The following is a 25,801-nucleotide window of genomic DNA, read 5'->3' as shown; positions in this document are numbered from 1 at the left end:
CCGGTAGCTGAAGGGGACGTTCGCGGGGGCGAGCGTCCCCTTCAGCTTTTGACGGCTTCCAGCTGCGCCAGCAGCCAGGCGATCGTGTCCTCTTTGGACATCGCCCGGGCCTGCTCGTACAGCTGCTCGTAACCGGGCAACGCTTCGCTCAGCTCGGCGCGCAGGTCCCGGAGCTCGGGGCTGCCGAGGTCGAGCCGGCCGCGGATGACGGCGGACGCGGCGAGCGCCCGGGTCGCGATCTCGAACCGCTCCTGCTGCGCGCGGATCAGCGCCAGCAGCTCGACGGTCCCGGCCAGGTCGGGCATGTCGCCCCGCAGGTACGTGGACCGGATCGCCGTGGCGGCGAAGGCTTCCGCTTCGCCGGGGCGGCCGAGGGCCAGCCTGAAGCGCGCCTCGGCCGCGCTGACCCACTCCTCGCCCATCCCGCCGGGGAACGCCGCCTCCCGCGCCAGCGCCGCGACGCGGTCGAGCTGCACCCGGGCTTCGGTCAGCCGGCCCGTGCGCACCAGCAGCTCCAGCCGGCCGAACATCAGGACGATCTTCTGCTGCGGGTTCGTGATGCTCGCGCCGTAGCGCTCGGCGGCCTCCTGGTCACGCCAGGCGCCTTCGAAGTCCCCCGCGCGGGCCCGCTCCACGGCCAGCCGCCACCAGTGCTGGACGGCGTCGTCGTGCGAGCGCAGTTCCATCGACAGCGCCAGCCCCTGCTGGTAGCACTCGATCGCCCGGTCGCTTTCGCCCGCCTGCGAAAGCGCGTACGCCTGGAAACTCAACGTCATCGCGGTGCCCCAGCGGTCGCCGACCTCGACGAACCCGGCGTGCGCCAGCTCCCGCGCCCGGTCCGCGCCCTCGACGTCCCCCTCGTCGTCGAGCACGAAGCTCTCCACCCAGTGCCCGCCGGCGCGGGTCCACGGGTCCGTGCTCCCCGCCGCCCGCCGCACCTCGCGGAGCGCGATGTCGCGGTCGCCGCCGAGGAAGGCCAGCATCGGCAGGGCCACCGCGAGCCCGGCGTAGCGGTCCATCGCGCCGGTGTCGACGCACTCGTCGACCAGCGGCACGATGTCGGCGTTCTCGCTGCGCATCGGCACGGAGTCCATCAGGTACAGGATCGCCCGGTAGGCCGCGGAGGCGGCCGGGGGCAGCCGGTCGCCGAAGGTGAGCGTCTCGCGGACCAGCCCGCCGACCCGGCTGCCCTGACCCAGGATGGTCAGGTACCAGAACAACCCGTCCAGCAGGCCGACCGCGTTGTCCACATCGGACATCTCGATCGCGCCGCGCAGGGCCGTGATCATGTTGGCGTTCTCGGCTTCGTACCGCTCGATCGCGGGCAGCTGGTCGCGGGTGCGCAGCACCGGCTCCAGCCCGGCCGCCAGCTCGGCGTAGTAGGCCGCCATCGCGCGGCGCGTCGCGTCCAGCTCGCCGGACTCCGCCAGCCGTTCGGTGGCGTACGCCCGCAGCGTCTCCAGCATCCGGTACCGCGGCTCGCCGTTCCCGCCGGTCACGACGTCCACAATGGACTTCTCGACCAGGCTGCCGAGCACGTACGGCACGTCGGCGGCGGACAGCGACTCGTCGGCGCAGACGGCCTCAACGGTCTCCAGTTCGGCCCCGCCGGCGAACACCGAGAGCCGGCGGGCCAGCACCAGCTCGGCGTCGGTCAGCAGGTCCCAGCTCCACTCGACGACCGCGCGCAGCGTGCGCTGACGCGGCAACGCCGTGCGGCTGCCCGAGGTGAGCAGCCGGAACCGGTCGCCGAGGCGGCCGGCGATCTGGGCGACGGTCATGGACCGCAGCCGCGCCGCGGCCAGCTCCAGGGCCAGCGGCATCCCGTCGAGCCGGCGGCAGATCTCACCGACGCTGTCCACAGTGGACTCGTCGAGCGCGAAGTCGGGGCGGACGGCGGCCGCCCGGTCGAGGAACAGCCGCGTCGAGTCCAGTTCGGCGGCCTCGGCGGGCGCGGCGCGTTCCGCGGGCACCGGCAACGGCCCGAGCGGGCAGAGCGCCTCGCCGGTGATCGCCAGCGGCTCCCGGCTGGTGGCCAGGACCCGCAGCCGCGGCACCCGGTGCAGCAGGTCGTCCGCCAGCCGCGCGGCGGCGTCGACGACGTGCTCGCAGTTGTCCAGCACCAGCAGCGTGTCCCCGCCGCCGAGCACCTCGACGGCCTGCTCCAGCGGATCCGCCGCGCGGCGCCGGACCTCGGTCTCGGTGCTGCGCATGTCACGGACGCCCAGCGCGCCCAGCAGTGCGCCGGGGACGTCGTCGGCGTCGCGGACGCCGGCCAGCGCGACGAACCAGACGCGCCCCTGCTGGTGGACCGGGTGCCGGGACGCCGCTTCGGTGGCCAGCCGGGTCTTGCCGGCCCCACCGGGCCCGGTCAGCGTGACCAGCCGGGCCCCGCCGAGCAGCTCGGCCAGCAGCTTGAGCTCGTCGTCGCGCCCGACGAACGTCGTCAACCGCATCGGCAGCCGGTCGGCCACCGGGGACGGCGGCGCGAACTCGCCCCGCAGCGCGGCCAGCTGGATCTCCTGCAGCTCGGCGGACGGGTCGACGCCGAGCTGGTCGGCCAGCGTGCGGCGCAGGCCGGAGTAGACGGTCAGCGCCTCGGACTGCCGCCCGGCGGCGCAGAGCGCGCGGATCCGCAGGCCGGCGAGCCGTTCGCGCAGCGGGTCGGCCTCGGCCGCGGCGGCCAGGTCGGGCAGGACGGCGGTGTGCTCGCCCAGGCGGATGAGCGCGTCGAAGCGGTCTTCGGCCGCCTCCGCGCGCAGGTCGGTCAGCCGCCGGGCCGGAGCTTGCGCGAACGGCGCGTCGAGGACGTCGGCGAGCGCGCCGCCCTGCCACAGCGCGAGCGCCTCGGCGAGCAGCTCGGCCGCGTGGGCGGCACGGCCGGCGGCGAGCTCACGGCGGCCGTCGGCGGCCAGCCGCTCGAAGCGCTCGGCGTCGACGTCTTCCCGGGCGACGGCGAGCCGGTAGCCGCCGGGGCCGGACTCGATCGCCACCGGCAGCGCCTTCCGCAGCCGCGAGACCAGCGACTGGAGGGCGTTCGGCGCGTCGGCGGGCGGCTCGGCACCCCAGAGTCCGTCGATCAGCGCGTCGGCCGGGACGGCCCGGCCGGCGTCCAGCGCCAGCCTGGCCAAGAGCATGCGGAGGCGGGCGCCGCCGATGTCGATCGGGGTGCCGTCGTCTTCCGCCGCCCGCAGCGGGCCCAGCAGCGCAACGCGCATGCACCCAGCTTTCCAGACCCGTGCTGAGGGCCGGGGGCGGATGCCCGGAGCGGCACCGACGGAAGGGTTGATTTTCCGGACAAATACGACTTCGACCCGGCCCGGCACGCGGCCGTGGCGCTACGTTGCGGGTTCACGCACCCCAGACGGACAGGAGCGTTCATGAGGGGCAAGAAACCGGTCGTGCTCGCGGCGGCCCTGCTCACCGGCATCTGCCTGAGCTCGGGCGTCGCCGCCGCCGGGAACGACTGGGGCGCCGCGAAGCCGGGCAGCGACGGCGCCGGCGACAGCTACTACCCCCAGGACGGCAACGGCGGCTACGACGTCGCCGACTACAACCTGAAGGTCACCTACGACACGGCGTCGCACCAGCTCATCGGGCTGCAGGACATCACCGCGCGGGCGACGCAGGCACTCAGCTCGTTCAACCTGGACCTGCGCGGGCTGACCGTCGACAACGTCCGGGTCGACGGGCGGGACGCGAAGTTCGGCCGCAGTGGCGACCACGAGCTGACGATCACGCCGTCGCGGCCCCTGCGGCGCGGCCAGGACTTCGACGTCAAGATCGGCTACCACGGCGTGCCCGCGGCGATCAGCGACCCGTCGCTCGGCGACAACGGCTGGCAGTACGCCCAGGCGGGCGGCGCGTTCGTCGCCGGCGAGCCGAAGTCGGCGACCACCTGGTACCCGGTCAACGACACCCCGCTCGACAAGGCCACGTTCCACCTCGCGATCACCGTGCCCGACGAGTGGGGCGTGATCGCCAACGGCCGCGAGCGCGGCACCTTCCCGGCCCCCGGCGGCACGACGCACGTCTGGGCCGAGGAAACGCCGATCGTGCCGTACATGACCACGGTCGCGATCGACAAGTGGACGTTCGACAAGCAGAAGCGCACGGACGGCACGCCGATCATCAGCGCGTTCGCCCCGGGCACGCCCGACTCGACGAAGCAGGCCGAGGCGAAGCTGCCGGAGATCCTCGACTTCCTCGAGTCGAAGTTCGGCAAGTACCCGATCGACGCCGCGGGCGGCATCTTCCTCAACGAGCAGATCGGCTTCTCGCTGGAGACGATGAGCCGGCCGATCTACTCCGCGGGCTGGGCCGGCACGGTCCCGACGATCGTCCACGAGAACGCCCACCAGTGGTACGGCGACTCGGTGGCCGTCGACCACTGGCGTGACGTCTGCATGAACGAGTGCTTCGCCTCCTACGCCGAGTGGCTCTGGGACGAGGCCAAGAACGGCGTCGACCTGAACAAGCAGTACGCGGACGACGTCAAGAAGGCGTCGACGGCGTTCTGGAACGGCAAGCTCTACGACATGGGCGCCGGCAACGAGTTCACGTACGTGTACTCGAAGGGCCCGGTCATGCTGCACGCGCTGCGCAACTACATCGGGCAGAGCGCGTTCGACCGGGTGCTCAAGACCTGGCCGTCGCTGCACCGCGGCGGCAACGCGAGCATGCAGGACTTCCAGCGCTACACCGAAAGCGTCGCGCACAAGAACCTCAAGGGCTTCTTCGACGCGTGGATCTACGGCACCGGCAAGCCGGCCGACCAGTACCTCTACCCAGGCGGCCTCAAGCCCGCCGCCTGAGCTTCAAGTCCGTGCATGCCACATCGAGGGACGTAGGGTCTCTTGATATGGCATTCACGGACTTCGGGGAGGGAACCATGGCCAGGGTGCTGATGACGGGGTTCGCGCCGTTCGGCGGGGAGCCGGTGAACCCGTCGTGGCAGGCGGTGTCGGCGCTCGGGGCGCGGCGGGACGACCTCGCCGTCGTCGAGCTGCCGGTCGAGTTCGCGGCGTCGCTGCCCGCGCTGCGGCGAGCGCTCACCGAGCACCGGCCGGAGCTGGTCGTGTGCGTCGGGCAGGCCGGCGGCCGGGCCGAGGTGACGCCGGAGCGTGTCGCGATCAACCTGGTCGACGCCCGCATCCCGGACAACGCGGGTGCCCAGCCGGTCGACGTCCCGGTCGTCGAAGACGGCCCGGCGGCGTACTTCACGACGCTCCCGGTGAAGGCCTGCGTCGCGGCGATCCGCGCGGCGGGCGTCCCGGCGTCGGTGTCCCACACGGCCGGGACGTACGTCTGCAACCAGGTCTTCTACGGCCTGATGCACCTGCTGGCCACGGACTTCCCCGGCGTGCGCGGCGGTTTCGTGCACGTGCCGTTCAGCCCCGAGCAGGTCGCGGCGTCGGGCAAGACCGCGCCGTCGCTGGACGTCGACCGGATCACCGACGCGCTGGAAGCGTTGGCGGACACGGCGTCGCGGCTCACGGAGGACATCGCGGTCAGCGCGGGCGCGGAGCACTGAAACCCGGGCGGTGCTCGCGGCCGTCGTCCCCCGTGACGTGAGGCACACCCGGACGGGGGATGTGAAGAACTCTCACTATCGGTTGGCCGAACGGTGCTTTCATGGTCGAAGCACGCTGCCGACGAAGAGGTGAGTGATGATCGGATTCGAGACCGACCTGCAGGACCTGCGGGACTCGGCCGGTGCCCTGCAGCAGGCCGCGGGCGCCGCGGAAACCGCGTCCACCGGGCTGCGCGGCACCGACGTCCCGGTCTCCTCCAGCGGTGGTGGCCTGCTCGACATCACCGGGATGTTCCCCACCCAGAACGCTTTCGGCCGCACGCTGGGCATGCCGGCCGTCGCGAAGGCCTACAACGACCACCTGGCGAAGATCCAGCACCTGGTCGCACGGCTGCACGAGACCACTTCGGACACCGGCCACGCGCTGCTGCGCGTCGCGGAACTGTACGAAAAGGCCGATGAGGACGCGAAACAGCACGTCAACCGCGCGGCCGCGGGCCTGGAAGCGAACTGAGGCGACCATGAACGGCTACTTCGACACGGGCCTCGACGCCGAGCCGATGTCCAGCGGCGCCGACCGCCGCGCCGAGCTCATGGACGGCATCTCCGCCGACCTGACCGACGGCGCCACCGACGCGCTGGACGCCCTCGACGTCCTGCGAATGACCGCGCTCTGGATGTTCGGCTTCGACGACTCCAGCGACCAGTTCCGGAAGATGCAGGACGAGACGGCCGGGATCTACCGCGAGTTCTCCGACGCCGACATCGACCACGATTCGGCCGACGGCCTGCAGCACCTGATCATGCGGCACGACGCCGTCTGGAAACAGCTGCAGCGCGACTCGGGGCCGAAGCTGGACGACGCCCGGCAGTTCCTCGACGTGTGGCGCGGTTCCGCGGCCAACGCCGTCAAGGCGTACCTGAACGAGCTGGCCGACGCCTTCACCGAGGTGGCCACGAAGATCACCGTGCTGGAGAGCGACCTCGTCGCCGCGCGAGAAGCGATCGCGTCCGCCCGGCAGGACCTGAACAACCTGGGCAGCACGTTCCTGGAGACGGCGAAGAAGTTCAAGGACGACCAGTCCCGCATGCACGAAGCCGCGCTGTCCAAGGTGCTGGCGGCCACGTTCGCGGGCGCGGTCGCCGGGATGCTGACCGTCGCCAGCGCCGGGGTCGCCGCGCCGGCGGGCGCCGCGCTCTTCACCGCGGCCAACGGCGCGCTCGTCGCCGGGAACGCCGCGGGCGGCGCGATCAGCGCGGTGGTGGCGAACCAGACCGAGATCACCGGCGACAACGTGTTCGACCTGTACCAGAGCTTCCTCGACAGCGCGGGCAAGATCCGCGACGGCATGGGCGACACGTCGACCACGCTCGCCGGCCGCATCCACGACGAGGCCGTCGACCTGCCGAAGATCCCGGACTCGCCGGACGTCAGCCCGGGCGCCAGCTTCGACCCCGACAACTTCGAGACCGACCACACCACGCGTCAGACCGAGAAGAACGTCCGCGACGCGCACGTCGACATCCGGCCCGACGGCGAGGTGGCCGGCGACGGCGGCAGCAGCCTGGGGAAGCTGAATGGCTGACCAGGCCCCGAAAGCCGACCTCGAAGCCCTGCTGAGTGAGCTGTCCGCGCTGTCGGCGACGGCGACGTCCGCCGACGGCACGGTCTCGCTGTCGGTCAACACCGACGGCGTCATGACCGGGCTGCGGCTCACCGACGCCGTCTCGCGGATGTCGCCGGCCGAGATCGCGGACGCCGTGCTGCGGACCTACGCCGAGGCGCAGCGGGACTCGGCCCAGCGGACCGGGCAGCTGCTGGCGCCGTTGGGCAACGGCGGTTACCTGATGGACCGGCTGCGCTGGCGGCTGCGGTACGAGCCCGCGCCGCCTCCGGCCCCGGCGCCGAAGCCGGTCGAACGGGACGACGCCGTGCTCAAGGACCGCTCCGAGGAAAACCCCGCTGTGACACCGAAATCCGGGCCGGAGCCCGACGACGTCTGGTACGGCAAGGGCGTGCGGTTCGAGCAGACCTGGTGAGTCAGGCCGGCTTGAGGTCGCTGGTGAAGTACGTGACGAGGTCTTCGGTGCGGCGGTCGCGGTCCGTGAAGTCGATCGAGACGTAGAGCCCGGCCGCCTCGCGGCCGTCCGCGCCGAAGAGCACGATCCCGGCGACGGTCAGGCCCTGGTAGTAGGTGACGGCACTGCTCTTGCCGGACCCGCCCGGGAAACCGCAGGTGACGGCGGTCTGCGCGGGCACGATCCTGGCCACGCTGTCGGACTGCCGGCACGCGGCGCGGTCCGGCACCGACCCGGCGAGCGACCGCAGGCAGCCGGTGAACCCGGCCTGGTCGCGCTGCACCGTGCTCGTGCAGTCCACTGTGGACTCGGCGGCGTCGGTCCGGGTCGCGAGCAGGACCACGGTCACCACGATCGCGACGACGACGAGCAGCGCGGCCGCGACGAGCAGCGGTTTCTTCCTGCTCGGCTCGGGTTTCGGTGGTGGCTGCGGCGGGCGGAAGGCCTGCTGCGGCCAGGGTCGCGGGCGCGGCGGGGCCGCGGGCGGGCGGACCGGCGCGAACGCGGGCACGGTGAGGTTCGGGTCGCTCGTTCCGAGCGGCACGTGGTGCAGCCCGAACGCGACGGCCGTCTCGGGCTGGTCCTGCGTGGTCGGCACGATGCCGAGCTGGCGGCCGAGCAGCCCGGCCAGCAACGGCATCCGGCTCGGCCCGCCGACCAGGTAGACGCCGGCGAGCTGCCCGGGGTTCAGGCCGGCGCGGTGGATGGTCGCGGCGAGCAGTTCGGCGCTGCGCAGCAGGCTCGGCCGCACGAGCGCCTCGAGCTCCTCACGGCTGACGAGGACGTCCCCGAACGGCTCGGGCATCGGCACGTCGGTCTGCGGGTGACGGGAGAGGCTTTCCTTGGCGTCACGGACATCCTGGAGCAGCGCGCGCCGCAGGCGGCGGTCGGCCGTCGTCTGCGGGCGCAGCAGGCGTTGCCACTGCGCCGGATCGGCGTGCGACACCGAGCGGCCGATGTGGACGAGCAGCGCCTGGTCGATGTCGAGACTGCCCAGGTCGGGCAGGCCGTCCTCGGCGAGCACGGCGAAGCCTTGCGCGGACATGCCGACGACGGCGCAGTCGAAGGTGCCGGCCCCGAGGTCGTAGACCCCGATCGGCCCGGTGCCGCGGTTGCCGAGACTCCCGTAGTGCGCCGCGGCGGCGACCGGCTCGGGGATCAGCCGCACGTCGACGAGCCCGGCGTCGGCGGCGGCGGTCCGCAAGGTCTCCTGCCGCGTCGCACCCCACCCGGCGGGGTGCGAAATCCGCGTCTGCCCGGGCAGCCGTCCCAGCTGCCGCCCGGCTTCCTCGCCCATCCGCCGCAGGACCGCGGCGAAGGCGTCGGTGATCCGGACGGTGGTGCCGCCGAGCTGAAGGACGCCTTCGTCGATCCGCCGCTTGGGATTCGCCTCGAACCGGCTGGGGTCGAGCCGCGCACCACGTTCGGCGTCCTGCCCGACGATGAGCAGGCCGTCATCGTTGAGGAAGACCGCGGAGGACATGGTGACGGACCCGTCGACCTCGATGGCCCGCGGCCCCCGCCCGAACGCGGAGAGCACCCCGACCGTGCTGGAAGTCCCGAAGTCGATCGACAACACGTCCACGCGGCGTCCCCTCCCAAGGCCCGCGGGCATCGTCTCACGCGCCCCGATGGGGCGTTGGTTGCGTCCGACGCGCCCCACACCGAGCCCGCACATGCGAGAAGGGCGGCTCCCCAACGGGAACCGCCCTTCCGGCGTACTACACGACCTTCAAGCGTTCAGGCGATCACTCGCCTTCGGCTTCGCCGCCGTTCTCTTCGTGACCGGCGCCGATGCTGACCGGCGGGGCGTCCGGGATCGAGGACGGCCGGCGCTCACCGCGGAAGGTGAACTTGGCCTGGTCGTCCTTGTCCTCGGGGTTGCCGCTCCAGCCTTCGACGTCGACCAGGATGATCTGGCCGGCCTCGACCTCGCCGAAGAGGATCTTCTCCGACAGCTGGTCCTCGATCTCGCGCTGGATGGTGCGGCGCAGCGGCCGGGCACCCAGCACCGGGTCGAAGCCGCGCTTCGCGAGCAAGGACTTCGCCTTCTCGGTCAGCTCCAGCTCCATGTCCTTGGCCTTGAGCTGCTTCTCCACGCGGCCGATCATCAGATCGACCATCATGATGATCTGTTCCTTGGTCAGCTGGTGGAACACGATGATGTCATCGATCCGGTTCAGGAACTCCGGGCGGAAATGCTTCTTCATTTCCTCGTTGACCTTTTGCTTCATCTTCTCGTACTTCGTGCTGACGTCGTTGCCGCCGGCGAACCCGAGCGAGACGGACTTCGAGATGTCCGAAGTGCCCAGGTTGGACGTGAAGATGAGGACCGTGTTCTTGAAGTCGACCGTGCGGCCCTGACCGTCGGTCAGGCGGCCGTCTTCCAGCACCTGCAGGAGCGTGTTGTAGATCTCTTGGTGCGCCTTCTCGATCTCGTCGAAGAGGACCACCGAGAACGGCTTGCGCCGCACCTTCTCGGTCAGCTGGCCACCCTCTTCGTAGCCGACGTAGCCCGGAGGGGCACCGAAGAGCCGCGACGCGGTGTAGCGGTCGTGGAACTCGCCCATGTCGATCTGGATGAGCGCGTCGTCCTCGCCGAACAGGAACGCCGCCAGCGCCTTCGAGAGCTCGGTCTTACCGACACCGGACGGGCCGGCGAAGATGAACGAGCCCGACGGGCGCTTCGGGTCCTTCAGGCCGGCACGCGTACGACGGATCGCCTGCGAGACGGCCTTGACCGCGTCCTCCTGGCCGATGATGCGCTTGTGGAGCTCTTCCTCCATGCGCAGCAGCCGGGTGGTCTCCTCCTCGGTCAGCTTGAACACCGGGATGCCGGTCCAGTTGGCCAGCACCTCCGCGATCTGCTCGTCGTCGACCTCGGCGACGACGTCGAGGTCGCCGTCCTTCCACTGCTTCTCCCGCTCGCCCTTCTGGCCGAGGAGGGTCTTCTCCTCGTCACGCAGGCGGGCGGCCCGCTCGAAGTCCTGCGCGTCGATCGCGGACTCCTTGTCGCGACGGACGTTCGCGATCTTCTCGTCGAACTCGCGCAGGTCCGGCGGCGCGGTCATCCGGCGGATGCGCATCCGGGCGCCGGCCTCGTCGATCAGGTCGATCGCCTTGTCCGGGAGGAACCGGTCGTTGATGTACCGGTCCGCCAGGGTCGCGGCGGCGACCAGCGCCGAGTCGGTGATCGAGACGCGGTGGTGCGCCTCGTACCGGTCACGCAGGCCCTTGAGGATCTCGATGGTGTGCTCCAGCGACGGCTCGCCGACCTGGATCGGCTGGAACCGGCGCTCGAGGGCGGCGTCCTTCTCGATGTACTTGCGGTACTCCTCGAGGGTGGTCGCGCCGATCGTCTGCAGCTCACCGCGGGCGAGCATCGGCTTCAGGATCGAAGCCGCGTCGATCGCACCCTCGGCGGCACCCGCCCCGACCAGCGTGTGCAGCTCGTCGATGAACAGGATGATGTCGCCGCGGGTCTTGATCTCCTTGAGCACCTTCTTCAGGCGCTCTTCGAAGTCACCGCGGTAGCGGGAGCCGGCGACCAGGGAGCCCAGGTCAAGCGTGTAGAGCTGCTTGTCCTTGAGCGTCTCGGGCACCTCGCCCTTGACGATGCTCTGCGCGAGGCCCTCGACGACGGCGGTCTTGCCGACGCCGGGCTCGCCGATGAGCACCGGGTTGTTCTTGGTCCGGCGGGACAGGACCTGCATGACCCGCTCGATCTCCTTGCCGCGCCCGATGACCGGGTCGAGCTTGCCCTCGCGGGCGAGCACGGTCATGTTGCGGCCGAACTGGTCCAGCACCAGCGACGACGACGGGGTGCCTTCACCGCGACCGCCGGAACCGGTTTCGGTGGACTCCTTGCCCTGGTAGCCCGAGAGCAGCTGCAGGACCTGCTGGCGGACGCGGTTCAGGTCCGCACCCAGCTTGACCAGCACCTGCGCGGCGACGCCTTCGCCCTCGCGGATCAGGCCCAGCAGGATGTGCTCGGTACCGATGTAGTTGTGGCCGAGCTGCAGCGCTTCGCGCAGCGACAGCTCCAGCACCTTCTTCGCCCGCGGCGTGAACGGGATGTGCCCGCTCGGCGCCTGCTGGCCCTGGCCGATGATCTCTTCGACCTGCTGGCGCACGCCCTCCAGGGCGATGCCCAGCGACTCCAGCGCCTTGGCGGCGACACCCTCACCCTCGTGGATCAGACCCAGGAGGATGTGCTCGGTGCCGATGTAGTTGTGGTTGAGCATCCTGGCTTCTTCTTGAGCCAGAACGACCACCCGCCTCGCGCGGTCGGTGAACCTCTCAAACATGTGCACTCCCTCGACTGCTGCGCCGGCGGCCCGTTATCCATCCGTGCTTTCACCGCGATGGATTCAGCACCGTGAGACCACTCTAGTAGCCAACTGGTAGCGCTGGCGTACCACTACGGCTGTTCGCGGTCTTTTTCGCACCCGGACGTGGAGCTCTCCGGGCGCATCCCATCATCAGGTTGCCCTGCACCTTTACGTCAACCCCAACGTGCGGACGGCCACCCGGATTCCGCCATCCGCGCGGTGTCCGCTCAACGCGAACAGGTCCGCAACTTGGGAGACCCGTGAGAGCGGCCACCCGATTGGCGCAGCTCCGGAAAGCCTGTAAGGTTAGGCAGGCCTAATCCCCCCGGCGCTAGGAGGGCCCCGGTTGAACCAGCAGCGGTCCTTCCGTGACGCACGCGAGGTCGGCGACGGCCTCGCGTCGTCGCTCCTGCGGGTCTCCGGCCTGCAGGAACGCAACGAACTGCGGCGTGACGTCCCGGTGGGCTGGATCCGCTGTTCGGAGCTGCTGGAGACGCCGGCGTACTTCGACGAGTGGCGCGGCCTGCTGGGCGACTGGCTGCTGCGCGAGCACGACGCCGCGCCCGCGCAGACCACGGCCGGCTACGTGATGACCTGGTACCTGCACGTCCCGGCGTACGTCGGCGCGCTGCTGCTGCACCACGAGCGCCGGGTGCCCTCGCTGAAGCCCGACGAGCTGGCGTTCCGGCTGTCCGACGACCGGCCGCACCCGGACGGCATGGCCGTGCTCGGCGACGACTTCTACTGCCTCCCGACGGACCCGGGATCGGCCCGCCCGGAGGCGACGGTCGTCCGCGACGAGCGGACCCTCGCCGCGGTGCTGCGGGCCCACTACCTGGCCCACGCGGCCAAGTTCGTCCAGGCGTACGCGCCGGTCAGCAGGCTGGGCCGCCGCATGCTCTGGGCCGCGGCGACCGACGCGCTGGAGAACTCGCTCTGGTGGGCGGGCCGCCAGGGCGGCACCGCGGAGGCCGAAGGCGCGGGCGTCGCCGACGCGGCCCTGGTCCTCGACACCGTCTACCCGCCGCTGACGTCGGCATCGACCCTGCGACTGGCAGAGGGCGCCGACGGCCACCGCGAGTGGACCCGCCGCCGCGAGAGCTGCTGCTTCTCGTACCTGCTGCCGGCCGAGTCCGAGTGCGACGGCTGCCCCCGCACCTGCGCCCGCTAGCTCCCGGCAACGTCGAGTTCCAGCGTTCCCAACCCGCGCCACGCTTCTCCCGGAATGGCCAACACGACGACGGGAGCGGCCAACACGGCCCGCGGCGCCGGCAGCGAACCCGTTGTCGATGTGTTGGCCGCTCCCGGCGGTGTGTTGGCCGCTCCCGTCGTCGTGTTGGCCATTCCGGTCAGCGTGTGGGCCGCTCCGGGCAGTGTTGGCCGTTGCCGTTTCCCCACCCGTACCCGTGCCACCGAGGCGATGCTGCTCCGGCCCTCCGCCGCCTGACGGCGGCCCCCACCCGTCCCGGGGGGCGTCCCCGACCCAGTTTATCGGCCGGGTCGGACGGAACTCCCGAATCGCCGCCCGGACGCCGGAGTTGTCCACATCCGGGCCGGGCTGTGGACAACGCTCCGGGCGGCCAGGACCGCGGACAACGCGCAGGGCCGACGCTCAGCGGCTCCAGGACGGGTCGCGGCCCGCCGCGCCCAGTGCGCGGTCCAGCAAAGCCGCGTCCGCCGGAACCGGTACCTCCGGGCCGTAGACGCCCATCGCGCGCGCCTGCTCGCCCATCGCCCGCGCGGACTCCAGGACCACAGTCGCCGCAGAGGGCGCGCAGCGCAGCGAGCGGCCGCTCGCCCGGGCCAGGTCCCAGCCGTGCAGGACGAACTCGCCCAGGACCATGTCGCCGAGCACGGTTGCGGGCAGCTCGGCCGTGCCCAGCTTCGTCGTGCCGGTCCACGCCGGCGCCGTCTCGAAGATCTCCACCAGCGTCTCCGTCTGCTTCTCCAGCGCGGCCGCCCAGCCGGCCGTCACGAGCCCCGCGCCGGCCTCGCCCGCCCCGGGCGACGGCGGCTCCTCTCGCCGTCCCGCGGCGATCAGCCACGGGCCCCAGTAAAGAAGGTGGTTCAGCAGTCCGGAGACGTCGTAGCCGGCACACGGCGTCGGGGCGCTCAGGTCGTCCACGGCGTGCGCGACGCTCAGGAACTCGGCCGCGGCGGGGCGCATCAACTCGGCAGTCATGCCCGAGATCAAACGGCCCCGCCGCGGCGCCGTCTTGAAAGAACGCGACAGTTACCGTTGAGCGGTGGTGGAACACCGGATCCCGCAGGGCATCGTGGCCGAGGCCACCGCCCGCACGATGTTCACCTTGACCCGGCACCCGCCGGCGCCCGAACTGGCGGAATGCGTCGACTACCACTGGGTGCTGCACTGGGACCGGCGCGGCAAACCGCCGCACGAGCAGCGCGTACTGCCGAACCTCGCGGTGCACGCGACGTTCTTCCCCACCGCTTCCGGGGTGTACGGACCAGGTCGTGAAGTCTTTTCACATCGACTGTAAGGCCGGGTGCAGGGCCTCGGCGTGCGATTCCGGCCGGGGTGCTTCCGCGCGTTCCTCGACGGCCCGGTGAGTGACATCGCCGATCGCGCTGTCCCGCTCACGGACGTTTTCGGCGCGAAGGCCCGCGAAGCCGCGGAATCGGTGCGGACCGCGCCGGATGACGCGCAAATGGTCGGTGCGATCGACAACTTGCTGATCGCAAATGCAGTAGTACTCCGACCGGCGGCACGAGAGGCCGCGGCGGCAGTCGAATCAATCGCGCGGGATCCGGGAATTACCCGGGTGGCACAGCTGTGCACCGATACTGGACTAACCACCCGCTCACTGCAACGACTGTTCGCCGAACACGTCGGATGCGCACCCAAGTGGGCGATCCGGATATACCGGCTCAACGACGCCGCGCACCGGATCGCCACCGAAGGACCAGTGGATTACGCCGGACTGGCGGCTCGGCTGGGCTATAGCGACCAGTCGCACTTCATCCGTGATTTCGCGGCGGTGACCGGCCAGTCGCCCGGCGAGTACGCCCGAACGGCCCGGACCGACCCCGGACCGGTGCCGGACAGTCACCGGACATGAAGAAAGCCGCCGGGCGAATTCGCCCGGCGGCCCCAGTCCCGCAAACCCCGCGTCAGTTCTTCTTGTGGTAGGCCTCGACGACCTCGGAGGGGATCCGGCCCCGGTCCGAAACCGCGTACCCGTTCTTGCGCGCCCAGGACCGAATGGCCTGGTTCTGCTCACGGTCGACCGCGGCCGGGCGAGCGGAGCCCTTGCCACCCGCGACCGGACGCACGGAAGCGCGCTTGCGACCACCGGCACGGCGGGCGTGCTCGACATACTGGGCGAGCGCGTCCCGAAGCTCCTCGGCGTTTTCCGAGGAGAGGTCGATCTGGTAGCTGATGCCGTCCAAACCGAACTCGACGGTCTCTTCCGCCTCACTGCCGTCGAGGTCGTCGACCAGCGAGACGAGCACCTTCTGTGCCATCTGTTTCCTCCTGCGGGGGCTTACTCAATGATCTGGTTACGGGGCGTGCCCCGCACAGAAGACTTTGTCTGTACATTAGTACCCGCTTCCGGGTGACAGCGCAAATCTCATTGAGATAACCAGTAGACAACTCACACGGCCGGGTTATTCGGGCCGGGTGAGCGGGAAGAGGATCGTCTCCCGGATACCGAGACCGGTCAGCGCCATCAGCAGCCGGTCGATCCCCATTCCGACCCCGCCGCTCGGTGGCATTCCGTACTCAAGTGCCCGGAGGAAATCTTCATCCAGCCGCATGGCTTCGCTATCGCCCTGCGCCGCCAGCCGGGACTGTTCGGTGAGCCGTTCCCGTTCGACGACCGGATCGACCAGCTCGGAGTATCCGGTGGCGAGTTCGAATCCGCGCACGTAGAGGTCCCACTTCTCGGCCACACCGGCCCGCGAGCGGTGCTGCCTGGTCAATGGCGACGTCTCCAGCGGAAAATCACGCACAAACGTCGGGGCGTGCAGGTGATCTCCGACGAGGTGTTCCCACAGTTCTTCGACCAGCTTGCCGTGCGTGAGCTTCGGATCCACTTCCAGGCCCCTGGCCTGCGCGAATCCGTGCAGTTTGGCGGCGGGGGTCTCCGGCGTCACCTCTTCACCGAGGGAATCGGACAACGACTCGTACATTCCGAGTGTGGTCCATTCGCCGGAGAGGTCGTACTCCGAACCGTCGGGCAGGGTGACGACCTGGGTGTCCAAGACCGCCTGCGCGGCTTCCTGGATCAGCTCGCGGGTCATCACGGCATTGGTGTCGTACGTGGCGTACGCCTCGTAGTACTCCAGCATCGCGAACTCCGGCGAGTGCGACGAGTCGCTGCCCTCGTTCCGGAAGTTGCGATTGATCTCGAAAACCTTCTCGATGCCGCCGACGACGCAGCGCTTGAGGTAGAGCTCCGGCGCGATCCGCAGGAAGAGCTCCAGGTCGAAAGCGTTCGAATGCGTGACGAACGGGCGGGCCGCGGCGCCACCGTGCAGCGTCTGCAGCATCGGCGTCTCGACCTCGGTGTACCCGCGCCGGTGGAACGACTCCCGCAGCGACCGGACGACGCCGGCGCGCGTGCGCACGACGTCCCGCGCGCGCGGACGCAGGATGAGGTCGACGTAGCGCTGCCGGATCCGCGTTTCCTCGGCGAGCTCCTTGTGGGCCACCGGGAGCGGGCGCAGCGACTTCGACGTGAGCCGCCAGCTGTCGGCCATCACCGAAAGCTCGCCGCGCTTGGAGGTGATGACCTCACCGTGCACGAAGACGTGGTCGCCCAGGTCGACGTCGGACTTCCACGCCGCGAGCGCGTCTTCGCCGACCTTCGCCAGGCTGATCATCGCCTGCAGTTCGGTGCCGTCGCCCTCGCGAAGGCTCGCGAAGCACAGTTTGCCCGTATTGCGCAGGAACATCACCCGGCCGGTGACGCCGACCAGATCGCCGGTGGCGGTGTCGGCCGGCAGGTCGGAATGCGACGCGCGCACCTCGGCGAGCGAGTGCGTGCGGGGCACCTCCACCGGGTACGGATCGATCCCTTCGGCGATGATCCGGTCGCGCTTCTCCCGGCGCACCCGCATCTGCTCGGGCAGTTCGTCTTCGGCGGGGTCGCTGGTGGAAGCGGGGTTTGCGGTCATGGCCCATAGGGTACGAACCTCACCAGGCGCTACGCCAACCGGATTACCTTTCCTTTCCGTCCATTAACCTGGGCCGGTGAGTGATCCCACAGCGGACATCCGCGCCCGGCAAGCCGCTTCCTTCGGTTCGCGCGCCGGCGCGTACGCCGAGCACCGGCCCGACTACTCGCGGGAAGCGATCGAGTGGGGGCTCGCCGGGGCGGACGGCACCCCCCGGCGGGTGCTCGATCTCGGCGCCGGAACCGGCAAGGTCACGGCGAGCCTGTTCGGCCTCGGCCTCGACGTCATCGCCGTCGAACCCGACCCGGAAATGCTGGCCGAGCTGTCCCGCCTGCTGCCGGCGGTGACGGCGCTGGACGGCAGCGCGGAACGGATCCCGCTGCCCGACGCGGCCGTCGACGCGGTTTTCGTCGGCCAGGCGTTCCACTGGTTCGACGTCGGGCCCGCGATGACCGAAATGGCGCGCGTGCTGCGCCCGGGCGGGGTGTTCGTGCCGATGTGGAACTACGAAGACGAATCGGTGCCGTGGGTGGCGGAGTTCATCGAAACCGCGAGCATGGGGTGGCGCCGCCCGGACACCGACGGCGACCGGCAGCCGGCCACCCACCCGGCGTTCACCCCGTTCGAGAGCGGCCGCTTCCGGCACGCCCACCGGCGGACGGCGGAGAGCCTGCTCGAAACGCTGCAGACCTATTCACGCGTGATCATCTCGGACCCGGCGGAGTCCGCGCCGCTGGTCGCCCGCGTCCGCCACTTCCTGGAGACGAATCCCGCGACGGCGTCCGGCGAATTCGACCTGCCGCTGATCACCTGGACGTTCCGCAGCCGGCGCCGCTGAAGCCACCGCCTTGACCTCCAGCAGACTGGAGGTTTCAGACTGAACCCCATGCGTACCAAATCCTGGGGCCGGGCACTGATCTCCCTGACGTCGCTCGTGACCGCGGCCGGCCCCTACCGGGCCGACTGGAACGAGACCCACGTGAAGAACCCGGCCTGGCCGCCGCACGCGAAGTTCCACAACGGCCAGACGATGAGCCTCGGACTAGCGCTCGGCGTCACGAGCCTGTGGCAGCTCTGGCGGGCGCCTTCGTCCCGGGAGGGGCTCGACGCGGGCGCCGCGCTGGCTTCGCTGTACTGGCTGACGCAGATCTCGGCGCTGGCCTACCCGGGCTCGAAGGCCGTCGACCCGCCGGGGACGGCGAAGTTCCCACAGGCGGTGGTGGCGTTCCCGGCGCTGGCCGTGACGGCACTGGGCTACGTTCTCGAACGCCGGCGCCTGGCGCGGGGCTAAGGGCGGATGTTGCGCTCGTAGACCAGGCGCAGCCCGAGCAGGGTCAGGTCCGGGACGTGGTCCGTGATCGTCTCCGACTCGCCGATCACCAGCGGCGCCAGGCCGCCGGTGGCGAGCACCGCCACCGGTTCCCGCCCGCCCGGCGACAGCTCGCGGACGATCCGGCGGACCAGGCCGTCGACCTGGCCCGCGAAGCCGTACAGGATGCCCGACTGCAGGCACTCCACCGTGTTCTTGCCGATCACCGACCGCGGCGGCACCAGCTCGACCTTCCGCAGCGCCGCCGCGCGCGCGGCCAGCGCGTCCACCGAGATCTCGATCCCGGGGGCGAACGCGCCGCCCAGGAACTCACCGCGGGCCGAGATCGCGTCCACGTTGGTCGACGTGCCGAAGTCGACGACGACGCACGCCGTGTCGTGGAGGTGGTGCGCGGCCAGCGTGTTCACCAGCCGGTCCGCGCCCACTTCCTTCGGGTTGTCGACGAGCAGGGCGACGCCCGTGCGCACGCCCGGCTCGACGACGATCTTCGGCACCTTCGCGTAGTAGCGCGAAAGCATCACGCGCAGTTCGCGCAGCACCGCCGGCACCGTCGACAACGCGCTGATCCCCGTGACGTCGCCGGCGTGCGGGCCGAGGAGCCCGCGCACGGTCAGCGCGAGCTCGTCGGCGGTCATCCGCGCGTCGGTGCGCATGCGCCAGTCGCCCACGAGCTCGGTGCCGGAATAGAGCCCCAGCACGATGTTCGTGTTGCCGACGTCGACGGTGAGCAGCAAGCGGGTCAGCTTTCCGCGTGCAGCAACGCGTCGAGCCGGCGGGCGTCCGCCGTCTCGGCCACCGGGAAGATCGCCGTCTCCTCCTCCGGCAGGGTCACCGTGCCGCTGAGCAGCCCGGAACCCTCCGGCGCGTGGCCGGGATCGGTGTGCCGGTGGACGATCCGGTTGTCAGCGTCGACGAACACCACGCGCGGTTCGTACATCGCGGCCTCGGCGTCCTCCATCTGGCCGTACGAGATCAGGATGACCAGGTCACCGGGGTGCACCAGGTGGGCCGCGGCGCCGTTGATGCCGAGCACGCCGCTGCCGCGTTCCCCCTTGATGACGTAGGTCTCCAGCCGCGAGCCGTTGGTGACGTCCACAATGGACACCTGTTCCCCCGGCAGCAGGTCCGCGGCCTCCATCAGGTCCTCGTCGACGGTGACCGAGCCGACGTAGTGCAGGTCGGCCTGGGTGACGGTGACCCGGTGGATCTTCGACTTGAGCATGGTGCGGTACATCGTGGACTCCTATTCCCCTGCGTCCCGCTCCGGCTGCGCTGGGTGATCTACCGCGGCACCGAGCAACACCGGGACGTTGTCGATCAGCCGGGTACTCCCCACCCGGGCCGCGATCAACAGTCGTGCTTCACCATCGACGGGCGCGGGCCCGAGGTCGGTTCCCCTCAACTCCAGGTAATCCACCTCGACCGCGGGTCGCGCGGCGAGGGTCTTCCACGCGGTCTCGAGGACCGCGTCCGCCCCGTCCCGGCCGACGAACGCCCCCGCGGTGAGGGCGGCCGACAGGACGATGGCGTCCTCACGCTGCTCAGGCGTGAGGTAGACGTTGCGCGACGACAGCGCGAGCCCGTCGCGTTCACGCACGGTCGGCACGCCGATCACGTGCGTGCCGATGTTCAGGTCGCGCACCATCCGCTTGATCAGGACCAGTTGCTGGTAGTCCTTTTCGCCGAAGAGCGCGTAGTCCGGACGGAGCAGGTTGAACAGCTTCGCCACGACGGTCAGCACGCCGGCGAAGTGGCCGGGCCGGACGACGCCTTCGAGCTCGTCGCCGAGCGGACCGGGGTGCACGGTGACGGCGGCGCCCTCGGCGTACAGCGCGTCGGCGGCCGGGGTGAAGGCGATTTCGACGCCGTCCTCGTCCAGCACGGCCAGGTCGGCCTCCAGCGGACGCGGGTAGGCCTCGAAGTCCTCGCCCTCGCCGAACTGCAGCGGGTTGACGAAGATCGAGGTGGCCACGACGTTGTTCGGCAGCCGCTTGGCGCGGCGGATCAGCTCGCGGTGCCCCGCGTGCAGCGCGCCCATGGTCGGCACGAGCGCCAGCTTGCGCCCGACGCCGTGCAGGGCCCGGCTGACCTGGCTCATCTGCTCGGGCGAGGCGAAGGTGTTCAGGGTGCCGCGGCTGAATTTCGGTGTGGTCACTGGTCTGGATGCCCTTCGGCGGGATCGTCGAGGAGGTCGGTGAGTTCCTTGGCGGCCGCGGTGTCGAGCAGCCCGGCGGCCACGGAACGCTCCGCCGTGCGCTTGGCCAGCGCGCGGTAGGCCGGTGCGACGTCCGGCGCCCGGTCCCCCAGCACCTCGAGGTGCTTGCGGACGGTGCCGATGTCGCCACGGGCGACCGGGCCGGTGAGCGCGCGGTCGCCGTGTCGGAGCACATTATCCAACGCGGCCGAAAGCAGTGGTGCGACCAGGCGTTCGGAATGCCCGATTCCCGCTTCGCGCAAGACTTCCGCGCAGTCCGCGACCAGCGTCATCAGGTGGTTCGCGCCGTGGGTCAACGCAGCGTGGTAGAGCGCTCGCGCGGAGTCGGGGATGCGCACCGGCTCGGCGCCCATCTCGACGGCCAGCGCCTCGCCGACGTTCCACGCCGCTTCGTCGTCGGCCATCGCCGTGACGCCGATGCTGCACGCCGCCAGCCGCTCGAGGTCCTCCTCGCGGCCGGTGAACGTCATCACCGGGTGCAGGGCCAGCGGGAGCGCCCCGGCTTCGGCCGCGGGCGCCAGGACGTCGATGCCCTGCGCGCCGGAGGTGTGCACGACGATCTGGCCCGGCCGCAGCGACTTGGTGGCGACCAGGCCGCGGACCATGCCGGCCAGCGCGTCGTCGGGGAGAGCGAGCACGACCAGGTCCGCCCGGCGGACGGTTTCGTCGGGCGGCAGGATGGGCACGTCGGGGAGGAGGCGTTCGGCGCGGGCCAGCGACGCGGCGGACAGGCCGGACGCGGCGACCACCGTGTGTCCCGCCCGGGCCAGGGCAGCACCGAGCACACTGCCCACCCGGCCGGCGGAAACGACCCCGACCGCGAGGCGAGCAGGTCTCATCATGGCGTGCGCCTGTGGACGCTCATGGTTTGCAGACTCCCTCTGCTCTCGTTCCAGTCCCGCTCCGGGTACCGGACGACGGCGCGAGACTAACTCGGCTGAGCGTGGACCGTTGAGCCCGGGTGACAAGCTTCACCCGGACCGGTTCACCCGTGTGGCGCTTCCTGGGCGAGCCGGGTGGCTTCGGCGCGGGCGGCCTTGAGCGTGCGGAGCAGCTCCTGCTGGCGTTGCCGGTCGACCGCGCTGTGGAGCTCTTGGCGGTCCAGGAACGCGAGCTCCGTGACGCTGGCCTGGTACACGGCGACGGCCTTCGCGGCCTGCTTGCCGGACTGGCGTTTCGCCTGACGGCGCCAAGCGCGGCGGCCGGGCAGGCTGGCCAGCAGCTCGACCTCCGACGGCGCGATCCACCGCGCCGCGGCCATGTGCGGCAGGGCGGCTTCGATGATCCGCTGCTCCCGCCGTCGTTGCAGGATGACCAGGTAGACCACGCCGAGGAACAGCGGCAGCATGATCAGGAAGTACACGGTCAGGAACTTCGACCCGCCCAGCAGCGCGGCGCTGTTCCACAGCGCGTGCAGGCAGACCGCGGCCAGGTACCCGGCGACCGGCGCGATGATCCGCAGCGCCTTGGTCGTCGTCCGGGCCGCGATGCCGATCCCGATGCCGGTGAGCACCGCGAACAGCGGGTGCGTGAACGGCGCGAGCACGCCGCGCAGGAAGAACGCCGTGATGACGCCCTGGCTGTGCCCGTCGCCGAAGCCGTAGTCGTAGAAGGCCCGGCCGAAGTAGTAGATGTTCTCGGTGAAGGCGAACCCGGCCGCGCTGAACCCGGCGTAGACGACGCCGTCCACGACACCGTCGAACTCGCTGCGGCGGCGCCACAGGATGAGGACCACGAAGAGCGCCTTCGCGGCCTCCTCGACGACCGGCGCGGACACCAGCGCGGCGACGGTGTTGCCGCTGCCCTTGCCGAGCAGCTCGTCACCGACCGCCTCGGCGGTGGTGTTGATGAGCAGCGCGGTGATCGTCGCGATGCAGGCGCCCCAGGCGAACGCCAGCAGCAGGAACTTCGCCGGCTCGGGCTCCCAGCGGTCGACCCACAGGAAGCCTGCCACCACCCCGGCGACCGGCACCAGGGCGGCCAGCACGCCGATGGTGACGGCCAGCGGGCCGACCCGCGCCGTCGCCAGGCCGAACAGGAACAGGCCGCACAGGGCGACCACGATCAGCCCGAGCACCGGCAGCAGCACGGTGATCCGGCGAGGCCGCCGTCCGCGATCGAGTCCCGTCGCGGGCGAGAGGGTTCCGCTCACAGCGGGTCACCCTACGCAGACCAGACACGGACCGGAATGCGAACCCCGGGTGTGGCCCGACGAGGCCGCCGGGGCCGCCGTCCGGCTCGCTCCGGGCACGCCTCAGTCCTCGGCACGCCGCCTGCGCCGCGGGGTCGAACCGGTGCCGCCGTTCGCCGCCAGCAGCTCGCTGACCGACCGGCCGGTGTTGTGCGACCCGCTGCCCGGCACCTCGGTGGAACGGTGGCCGTTGCGCGGGGCCTGGCCGTCGCCGTTCCCGTTGCTGTGGCCGTTCTGGCCGTTCCCGTTCTGGCCGTTGCCGTTCTGGCCGTTGCCGTGTTGCCCGGTGCCGTTGCGCTCGAGGTCGGCCGGGTCGACCGGCGTCATGTTGCGCCGCGACATGGACGCGCGCTCGGCGACCATGCCTTCCCAGGCCGGCGGTTCGCCGTCCGGACGGCGCCGGCGGCCACCCGATGGCTCGGGCGGCGGCGGGGGCACAGCGGGCATCACCTGTGAGTCGTCCGGCTTCCGGCGGCGACCACCGCCGGTGGAACGGCCCTGGAAGCTGCGCATCGACTCCGGCAGCGTCGGGTTCACCGGCGCCTCGGCCTGGGCCGCCGCCTCCGTGGGAGCGCGGTGCGAACCGTGCGAACCGTGCCGGGACGGCGGCTCGTCGAGGATCGGCGACATGTCGGCCCGCGAGAACTGCTCGAGGCGCGACGGACGGCGGCCGTCGGCGGCCGGCACCGGCGTGGTCGGCGGCACGACGGGCGGCAGGTTGGTCCGCGACGGCGGGCCGGCGCTGGGCACCGGCATCGTCATCGGGACGACCGGGAGGTCGGTCCGGGACCCGGCCGGGTCCCGGCGCGCGACGGCGGGCAGGTCGGTGCGCGAGCCGGCCGGATCGCGCCGCGGCACGGCCGGCAGGTCGGTCCGCGAGCCGGCCGGATCCCGCCTGGGCACCGCCGGCAGGTCGGTGCGCGATGCCGTGGCGTCCCGCGGCATCGGCGGCTTGCGGTCGGCGGGTTTCGGCTCCGGCGGCTTCGGCCGGTTGGGCCGCTGCCGCTCGGCGAAGTCGTCGCGGTTCTGGAACGCCGCGCTCAGGTCGGCCACCGGGCGCTCGACCGGCCGGATGTCCGACCGGGACATCTCGGACGGCTTCGGCGGCGGCACGCTGGCCGCCGGACGGCCCTGGAGCGGCCGCGCGGGCGGCTCGGGCGCCTTCCGCGGATCGGGGCGCGCGCCGTTCGGCTTGGGGACGCGCGGCAGGTCCGGCCGGGACATCTCGGCGGGCCGCATCTCCTGGCGCGACCGCTCGGCGGGCCGCTGCCGCTCGACGCGGGGCAGGTCGGACCGCGACATCTCCACACGCGGGATGTCCGGACGCGACATCTCCACACGGGGGATGTCGGGGCGGGACATCTCGGCGGGCCGCATCTCCGAGCGCGAGATCTCCGCGCGGCGCGCGGGCGGCGGCTCGGGACGGCGGATCTCCGTCGGCGGCTCCGGGCGGCGGACCTCGGCACTGGGGTCGGGGGTCCGCGGCATCTCCCGGCGCGTCGGCTCGGCGGGGGCTTCGGGACGGCGCTCGGGCTGCTTGGCGACCTCGGCCGGGTCCGGCAGCCGCATCGGCTGCGACTCGGCCTGGCGGCGGGCCGCCTCGGCGCGCAGCTCGGCGGCCTTCAGCTCGCGCTGCGCGGCGTTCAGCGCCGGGTCGACCTCCGGCACGGGCGGACGGCGGTCGCTCAGCGGCTTCGGCCGGGCGATCTGCTGGGTGCTCTGGGCGTTGACGTTGGCCGGGGCCTTCGGGCCGGTGCCCGGCTTGCCGCCGAACCCCTTGCCCTTGCCGCCGAACCCCTTGCCGTTCGCGGGCTTGCCGTTCGACGCCTTGCGGCGGCGCTCGTCGAGCACGCGGTCGATCAGCTCGGTCGGCCGCTCGCCGCCCTCGGGAACGGGCTTCTTCGCGGCCATCAGCTGCGCCGGCTTCTTCTTCGGGGCGCCGTCGGGGATCATCCGGTTGTCGTCGGACACCTTGCGCATGCGGGTGGCCTGCGCGGTCAGCGCGACGCGTTCGAGCAGCACCTCACCGCCGAACAGCGACTGGAGGCTGTCACGCAGCGCGGAGACTTCGACGCGCAGCGCCTCGAGCTCCTCGCGGCCGCGGGCGTCGGCCGTAGTGCGGTTCTCCGCCTCCACCTCCAGTTCGTACTCGCGCCGGGCCGCGATCTCGCGTTCCAGCTCCAACTCGTACACAGCCTGCGCCTCGGAGACCGCGTCCTCGCTCTGTGCCGCGTGCTTGCGGTACTTCACGGCGAGGAACGCGCCGATCAGGGCAGCCCAGAGGGCGGCGACGATCCCGAGTCTGAGGTACTTGAGATCGTTGCTGAGCACCAGTGCGAGGGTGGCTCCGATGGCGAGGACGAATCCGACAACAAGCCACGGCCTACCCAGAAGGCGGCCGCGCGAGTCGTCACCCACGCCGGTCATGACTGACACCGTACCTGCTCGTAATCCGAACGAGACCTACTCGGTCCAGCGAGCGGTGGGATTCGAGCGCTAACCGGTCGTCCCCCGGGTGCGTTCACGGGGCTGGTCGCGCGGGGTCCGGCAGCAGTGTTCGAGCCACAAACCCGCTGCTACCAGCAGTGCCGCGGAAACCACGCCGACCACCGCGGCCCGGGTGTCGAGAACCGCGGCGACGAGTTCGTCACGTCGGGGAAAAAGGTAGGCGAGCGCCGCGAGCCAAGCGCCCGTCATGAACGCGCCTGCGAGTGACGAAGCCTTCGCCAGGGCCACCGATCGGGCGATCCCGATAGCGGCAACGACGCGGCCGTTCCTGATCCGGGAGCGAACCCGGAACGCGAGCACGGCCTCGATCACGGCGAGCACCGCGAACGTGACGCCGGCGAGCAGCGGCAACTGGGGCAGTGAGCCGTAGGCCACCTGGAAGAGCAGGTAGCCGAGGACCAGGCCGAGTACCCCGGCCACCACCAGGTCGCGAGGCCGGGTGAAGTGCATGCCACAACCGTACCGTGCGACG

At 71.2% G+C, this 25,801-nt stretch carries 23 protein-coding genes; 10 read left to right on the top strand and 13 right to left on the bottom strand.

Translation table 11 applies throughout. From position 1 onward, the window contains the following. Positions 1–41: 41 nt before the first annotated feature. The gene (locus tag ACLJQZ_RS01320; RefSeq protein WP_410618108.1) at positions 42–3,218 is read right to left on the bottom strand and encodes a BTAD domain-containing putative transcriptional regulator; all 3,177 of its coding nucleotides are present in this window, start codon (positions 3,216–3,218) and stop codon (positions 42–44) included. 162 nt (positions 3,219–3,380) lie between these two features. Between ACLJQZ_RS01320 and ACLJQZ_RS01315 the strand changes: the two genes are divergently transcribed. The 5 genes from ACLJQZ_RS01315 (at position 3,381) to ACLJQZ_RS01295 (ending at position 7,573) form a co-directional block, all read left to right on the top strand. Beyond that, the gene (locus tag ACLJQZ_RS01315) at positions 3,381–4,814 is read left to right on the top strand and encodes a M1 family metallopeptidase (protein WP_410618107.1); all 1,434 of its coding nucleotides are present in this window, start codon (positions 3,381–3,383) and stop codon (positions 4,812–4,814) included. A gap of 77 nt (positions 4,815–4,891) precedes the next feature. Next, positions 4,892–5,533, top strand: a complete 642-nt coding sequence (gene pcp / locus ACLJQZ_RS01310) for a pyroglutamyl-peptidase I (protein ID WP_410618106.1) — start codon at positions 4,892–4,894, stop codon at positions 5,531–5,533. Positions 5,534–5,669: 136 nt separating this feature from the next. Then, the gene (locus tag ACLJQZ_RS01305) at positions 5,670–6,047 is read left to right on the top strand and encodes a hypothetical protein (protein WP_410618105.1); all 378 of its coding nucleotides are present in this window, start codon (positions 5,670–5,672) and stop codon (positions 6,045–6,047) included. 7 nt (positions 6,048–6,054) lie between these two features. Further along, the gene (locus ACLJQZ_RS01300) at positions 6,055–7,119 is read left to right on the top strand and encodes a hypothetical protein (RefSeq protein ID WP_410618104.1); all 1,065 of its coding nucleotides are present in this window, start codon (positions 6,055–6,057) and stop codon (positions 7,117–7,119) included. Beyond that, on the top strand, positions 7,112–7,573 hold the full coding sequence (locus ACLJQZ_RS01295; RefSeq protein WP_410618103.1) for a YbaB/EbfC family nucleoid-associated protein: 462 nt from the start codon (positions 7,112–7,114) through the stop codon (positions 7,571–7,573). The genes ACLJQZ_RS01300 and ACLJQZ_RS01295 overlap by 8 nt, the downstream gene beginning before the upstream one ends. 1 nt (position 7,574) lies before the next feature. On the opposite strand, the gene ACLJQZ_RS01290 is transcribed toward ACLJQZ_RS01295, so the two are convergent. Beyond that, positions 7,575–9,197: an Hsp70 family protein gene (locus ACLJQZ_RS01290; RefSeq protein WP_410618102.1), complete on the bottom strand. Its 1,623-nt coding sequence runs from the start codon at positions 9,195–9,197 to the stop codon at positions 7,575–7,577. A 163-nt stretch (positions 9,198–9,360) separates the two neighbouring features. Beyond that, the gene (locus ACLJQZ_RS01285) at positions 9,361–11,919 is read right to left on the bottom strand and encodes an ATP-dependent Clp protease ATP-binding subunit (RefSeq protein ID WP_247058787.1); all 2,559 of its coding nucleotides are present in this window, start codon (positions 11,917–11,919) and stop codon (positions 9,361–9,363) included. 370 nt (positions 11,920–12,289) lie between these two features. Between ACLJQZ_RS01285 and ACLJQZ_RS01280 the strand changes: the two genes are divergently transcribed. Beyond that, a complete protein-coding gene (locus tag ACLJQZ_RS01280) occupies positions 12,290–13,114 on the top strand; it encodes a (2Fe-2S)-binding protein (RefSeq protein ID WP_410618101.1) in 825 nt (274 codons plus the stop codon). A gap of 441 nt (positions 13,115–13,555) precedes the next feature. On the opposite strand, the gene ACLJQZ_RS01275 is transcribed toward ACLJQZ_RS01280, so the two are convergent. Next, positions 13,556–14,125, bottom strand: coding sequence for a TIGR03086 family metal-binding protein (locus ACLJQZ_RS01275; protein ID WP_410618100.1), 570 nt, complete (start codon positions 14,123–14,125; stop codon positions 13,556–13,558). 64 nt (positions 14,126–14,189) lie between these two features. On the opposite strand from ACLJQZ_RS01275, the gene ACLJQZ_RS01270 reads away from it, so the two are divergent. Continuing rightward, positions 14,190–14,444, top strand: a complete 255-nt coding sequence (locus ACLJQZ_RS01270) for a DUF6597 domain-containing transcriptional factor (protein ID WP_410618099.1) — start codon at positions 14,190–14,192, stop codon at positions 14,442–14,444. 6 nt (positions 14,445–14,450) lie between these two features. After that, positions 14,451–15,023: a helix-turn-helix domain-containing protein gene (locus tag ACLJQZ_RS01265; RefSeq protein WP_410618098.1), complete on the top strand. Its 573-nt coding sequence runs from the start codon at positions 14,451–14,453 to the stop codon at positions 15,021–15,023. Between the two features lie 52 nt (positions 15,024–15,075). On the opposite strand, the gene ACLJQZ_RS01260 is transcribed toward ACLJQZ_RS01265, so the two are convergent. Both ACLJQZ_RS01260 and lysS read right to left on the bottom strand, forming a co-directional pair. Beyond that, entirely contained in the window at positions 15,076–15,429 is a 354-nt protein-coding gene (locus ACLJQZ_RS01260) for a histone-like nucleoid-structuring protein Lsr2 (RefSeq protein ID WP_247058791.1), read from the bottom strand. A 144-nt stretch (positions 15,430–15,573) separates the two neighbouring features. Then, a complete protein-coding gene (gene lysS, locus ACLJQZ_RS01255; protein ID WP_410618097.1) occupies positions 15,574–17,085 on the bottom strand; it encodes a lysine--tRNA ligase in 1,512 nt (503 codons plus the stop codon). 76 nt (positions 17,086–17,161) lie between these two features. Here lysS and ACLJQZ_RS01250 point away from each other — a divergent pair, with 76 nt between their 5' ends. Continuing rightward, positions 17,162–17,923, top strand: coding sequence for a class I SAM-dependent methyltransferase (locus ACLJQZ_RS01250; protein WP_410618096.1), 762 nt, complete (start codon positions 17,162–17,164; stop codon positions 17,921–17,923). Positions 17,924–17,971: 48 nt separating this feature from the next. Then, entirely contained in the window at positions 17,972–18,376 is a 405-nt protein-coding gene (locus tag ACLJQZ_RS01245; protein ID WP_410618095.1) for a DUF6640 family protein, read from the top strand. Here ACLJQZ_RS01245 and ACLJQZ_RS01240 read toward each other — a convergent pair. The 7 genes from ACLJQZ_RS01240 to ACLJQZ_RS01210 all read right to left on the bottom strand — a co-directional run bounded on the left by ACLJQZ_RS01240 (position 18,373) and on the right by ACLJQZ_RS01210 (position 25,779). After that, the gene (locus ACLJQZ_RS01240; protein WP_410618094.1) at positions 18,373–19,149 is read right to left on the bottom strand and encodes a type III pantothenate kinase; all 777 of its coding nucleotides are present in this window, start codon (positions 19,147–19,149) and stop codon (positions 18,373–18,375) included. The two genes, ACLJQZ_RS01245 and ACLJQZ_RS01240, sit on opposite strands and share 4 nt — an antisense overlap. Positions 19,150–19,154: 5 nt before the next feature. Further along, on the bottom strand, positions 19,155–19,649 hold the full coding sequence (panD, locus tag ACLJQZ_RS01235; RefSeq protein WP_410618093.1) for an aspartate 1-decarboxylase: 495 nt from the start codon (positions 19,647–19,649) through the stop codon (positions 19,155–19,157). Between the two features lie 9 nt (positions 19,650–19,658). Beyond that, entirely contained in the window at positions 19,659–20,570 is a 912-nt protein-coding gene (gene panC / locus ACLJQZ_RS01230) for a pantoate--beta-alanine ligase (RefSeq protein ID WP_410618091.1), read from the bottom strand. Beyond that, entirely contained in the window at positions 20,567–21,526 is a 960-nt protein-coding gene (locus ACLJQZ_RS01225; protein ID WP_410618578.1) for a Rossmann-like and DUF2520 domain-containing protein, read from the bottom strand. The genes panC and ACLJQZ_RS01225 overlap by 4 nt, the downstream gene beginning before the upstream one ends. Positions 21,527–21,615: 89 nt before the next feature. Then, positions 21,616–22,719 (bottom strand): PrsW family intramembrane metalloprotease, encoded by a 1,104-nt coding sequence (locus tag ACLJQZ_RS01220; protein ID WP_410618577.1) that lies wholly within the window; start codon positions 22,717–22,719, stop codon positions 21,616–21,618. Positions 22,720–22,884: 165 nt separating this feature from the next. After that, the gene (locus ACLJQZ_RS01215) at positions 22,885–25,248 is read right to left on the bottom strand and encodes a DUF6779 domain-containing protein (RefSeq protein ID WP_410618090.1); all 2,364 of its coding nucleotides are present in this window, start codon (positions 25,246–25,248) and stop codon (positions 22,885–22,887) included. A 69-nt stretch (positions 25,249–25,317) separates the two neighbouring features. Then, on the bottom strand, positions 25,318–25,779 hold the full coding sequence (locus ACLJQZ_RS01210) for a DUF3180 domain-containing protein (RefSeq protein ID WP_410618088.1): 462 nt from the start codon (positions 25,777–25,779) through the stop codon (positions 25,318–25,320). Positions 25,780–25,801 lie beyond the last annotated feature (22 nt).

The sequence above is a fragment of the Amycolatopsis sp. cmx-8-4 genome (assembly GCF_046548675.1).
GTDB lineage: Bacteria > Actinomycetota > Actinomycetes > Mycobacteriales > Pseudonocardiaceae > Amycolatopsis.
This window is presented reverse-complemented; position numbering and strand designations above follow the sequence as displayed.

What these genes read in the sequence shown, in the direction of transcription:
- ACLJQZ_RS01320 (WP_410618108.1), bottom strand. Translation starts at nt 3,218, where the DNA reads ATGCGCGTTGCGCTGCTGGGCCCGCTGCGGGCGGCGGAAGACGACGGC.
- ACLJQZ_RS01315 (WP_410618107.1), top strand. Translation starts at nt 3,381, where the DNA reads ATGAGGGGCAAGAAACCGGTCGTGCTCGCGGCGGCCCTGCTCACCGGC.
- pcp (WP_410618106.1), top strand. Translation starts at nt 4,892, where the DNA reads ATGGCCAGGGTGCTGATGACGGGGTTCGCGCCGTTCGGCGGGGAGCCG.
- ACLJQZ_RS01305 (WP_410618105.1), top strand. Translation starts at nt 5,670, where the DNA reads ATGATCGGATTCGAGACCGACCTGCAGGACCTGCGGGACTCGGCCGGT.
- ACLJQZ_RS01300 (WP_410618104.1), top strand. Translation starts at nt 6,055, where the DNA reads ATGAACGGCTACTTCGACACGGGCCTCGACGCCGAGCCGATGTCCAGC.
- ACLJQZ_RS01295 (WP_410618103.1), top strand. Translation starts at nt 7,112, where the DNA reads ATGGCTGACCAGGCCCCGAAAGCCGACCTCGAAGCCCTGCTGAGTGAG.
- ACLJQZ_RS01285 (WP_247058787.1), bottom strand. Translation starts at nt 11,919, where the DNA reads ATGTTTGAGAGGTTCACCGACCGCGCGAGGCGGGTGGTCGTTCTGGCT.
- ACLJQZ_RS01275 (WP_410618100.1), bottom strand. Translation starts at nt 14,125, where the DNA reads ATGACTGCCGAGTTGATGCGCCCCGCCGCGGCCGAGTTCCTGAGCGTC.
- ACLJQZ_RS01260 (WP_247058791.1), bottom strand. Translation starts at nt 15,429, where the DNA reads ATGGCACAGAAGGTGCTCGTCTCGCTGGTCGACGACCTCGACGGCAGT.
- lysS (WP_410618097.1), bottom strand. Translation starts at nt 17,085, where the DNA reads ATGACCGCAAACCCCGCTTCCACCAGCGACCCCGCCGAAGACGAACTG.
- ACLJQZ_RS01245 (WP_410618095.1), top strand. Translation starts at nt 17,972, where the DNA reads ATGCGTACCAAATCCTGGGGCCGGGCACTGATCTCCCTGACGTCGCTC.
- panD (WP_410618093.1), bottom strand. Translation starts at nt 19,649, where the DNA reads ATGTACCGCACCATGCTCAAGTCGAAGATCCACCGGGTCACCGTCACC.
- ACLJQZ_RS01215 (WP_410618090.1), bottom strand. Translation starts at nt 25,248, where the DNA reads ATGACCGGCGTGGGTGACGACTCGCGCGGCCGCCTTCTGGGTAGGCCG.
- ACLJQZ_RS01210 (WP_410618088.1), bottom strand. Translation starts at nt 25,779, where the DNA reads ATGCACTTCACCCGGCCTCGCGACCTGGTGGTGGCCGGGGTACTCGGC.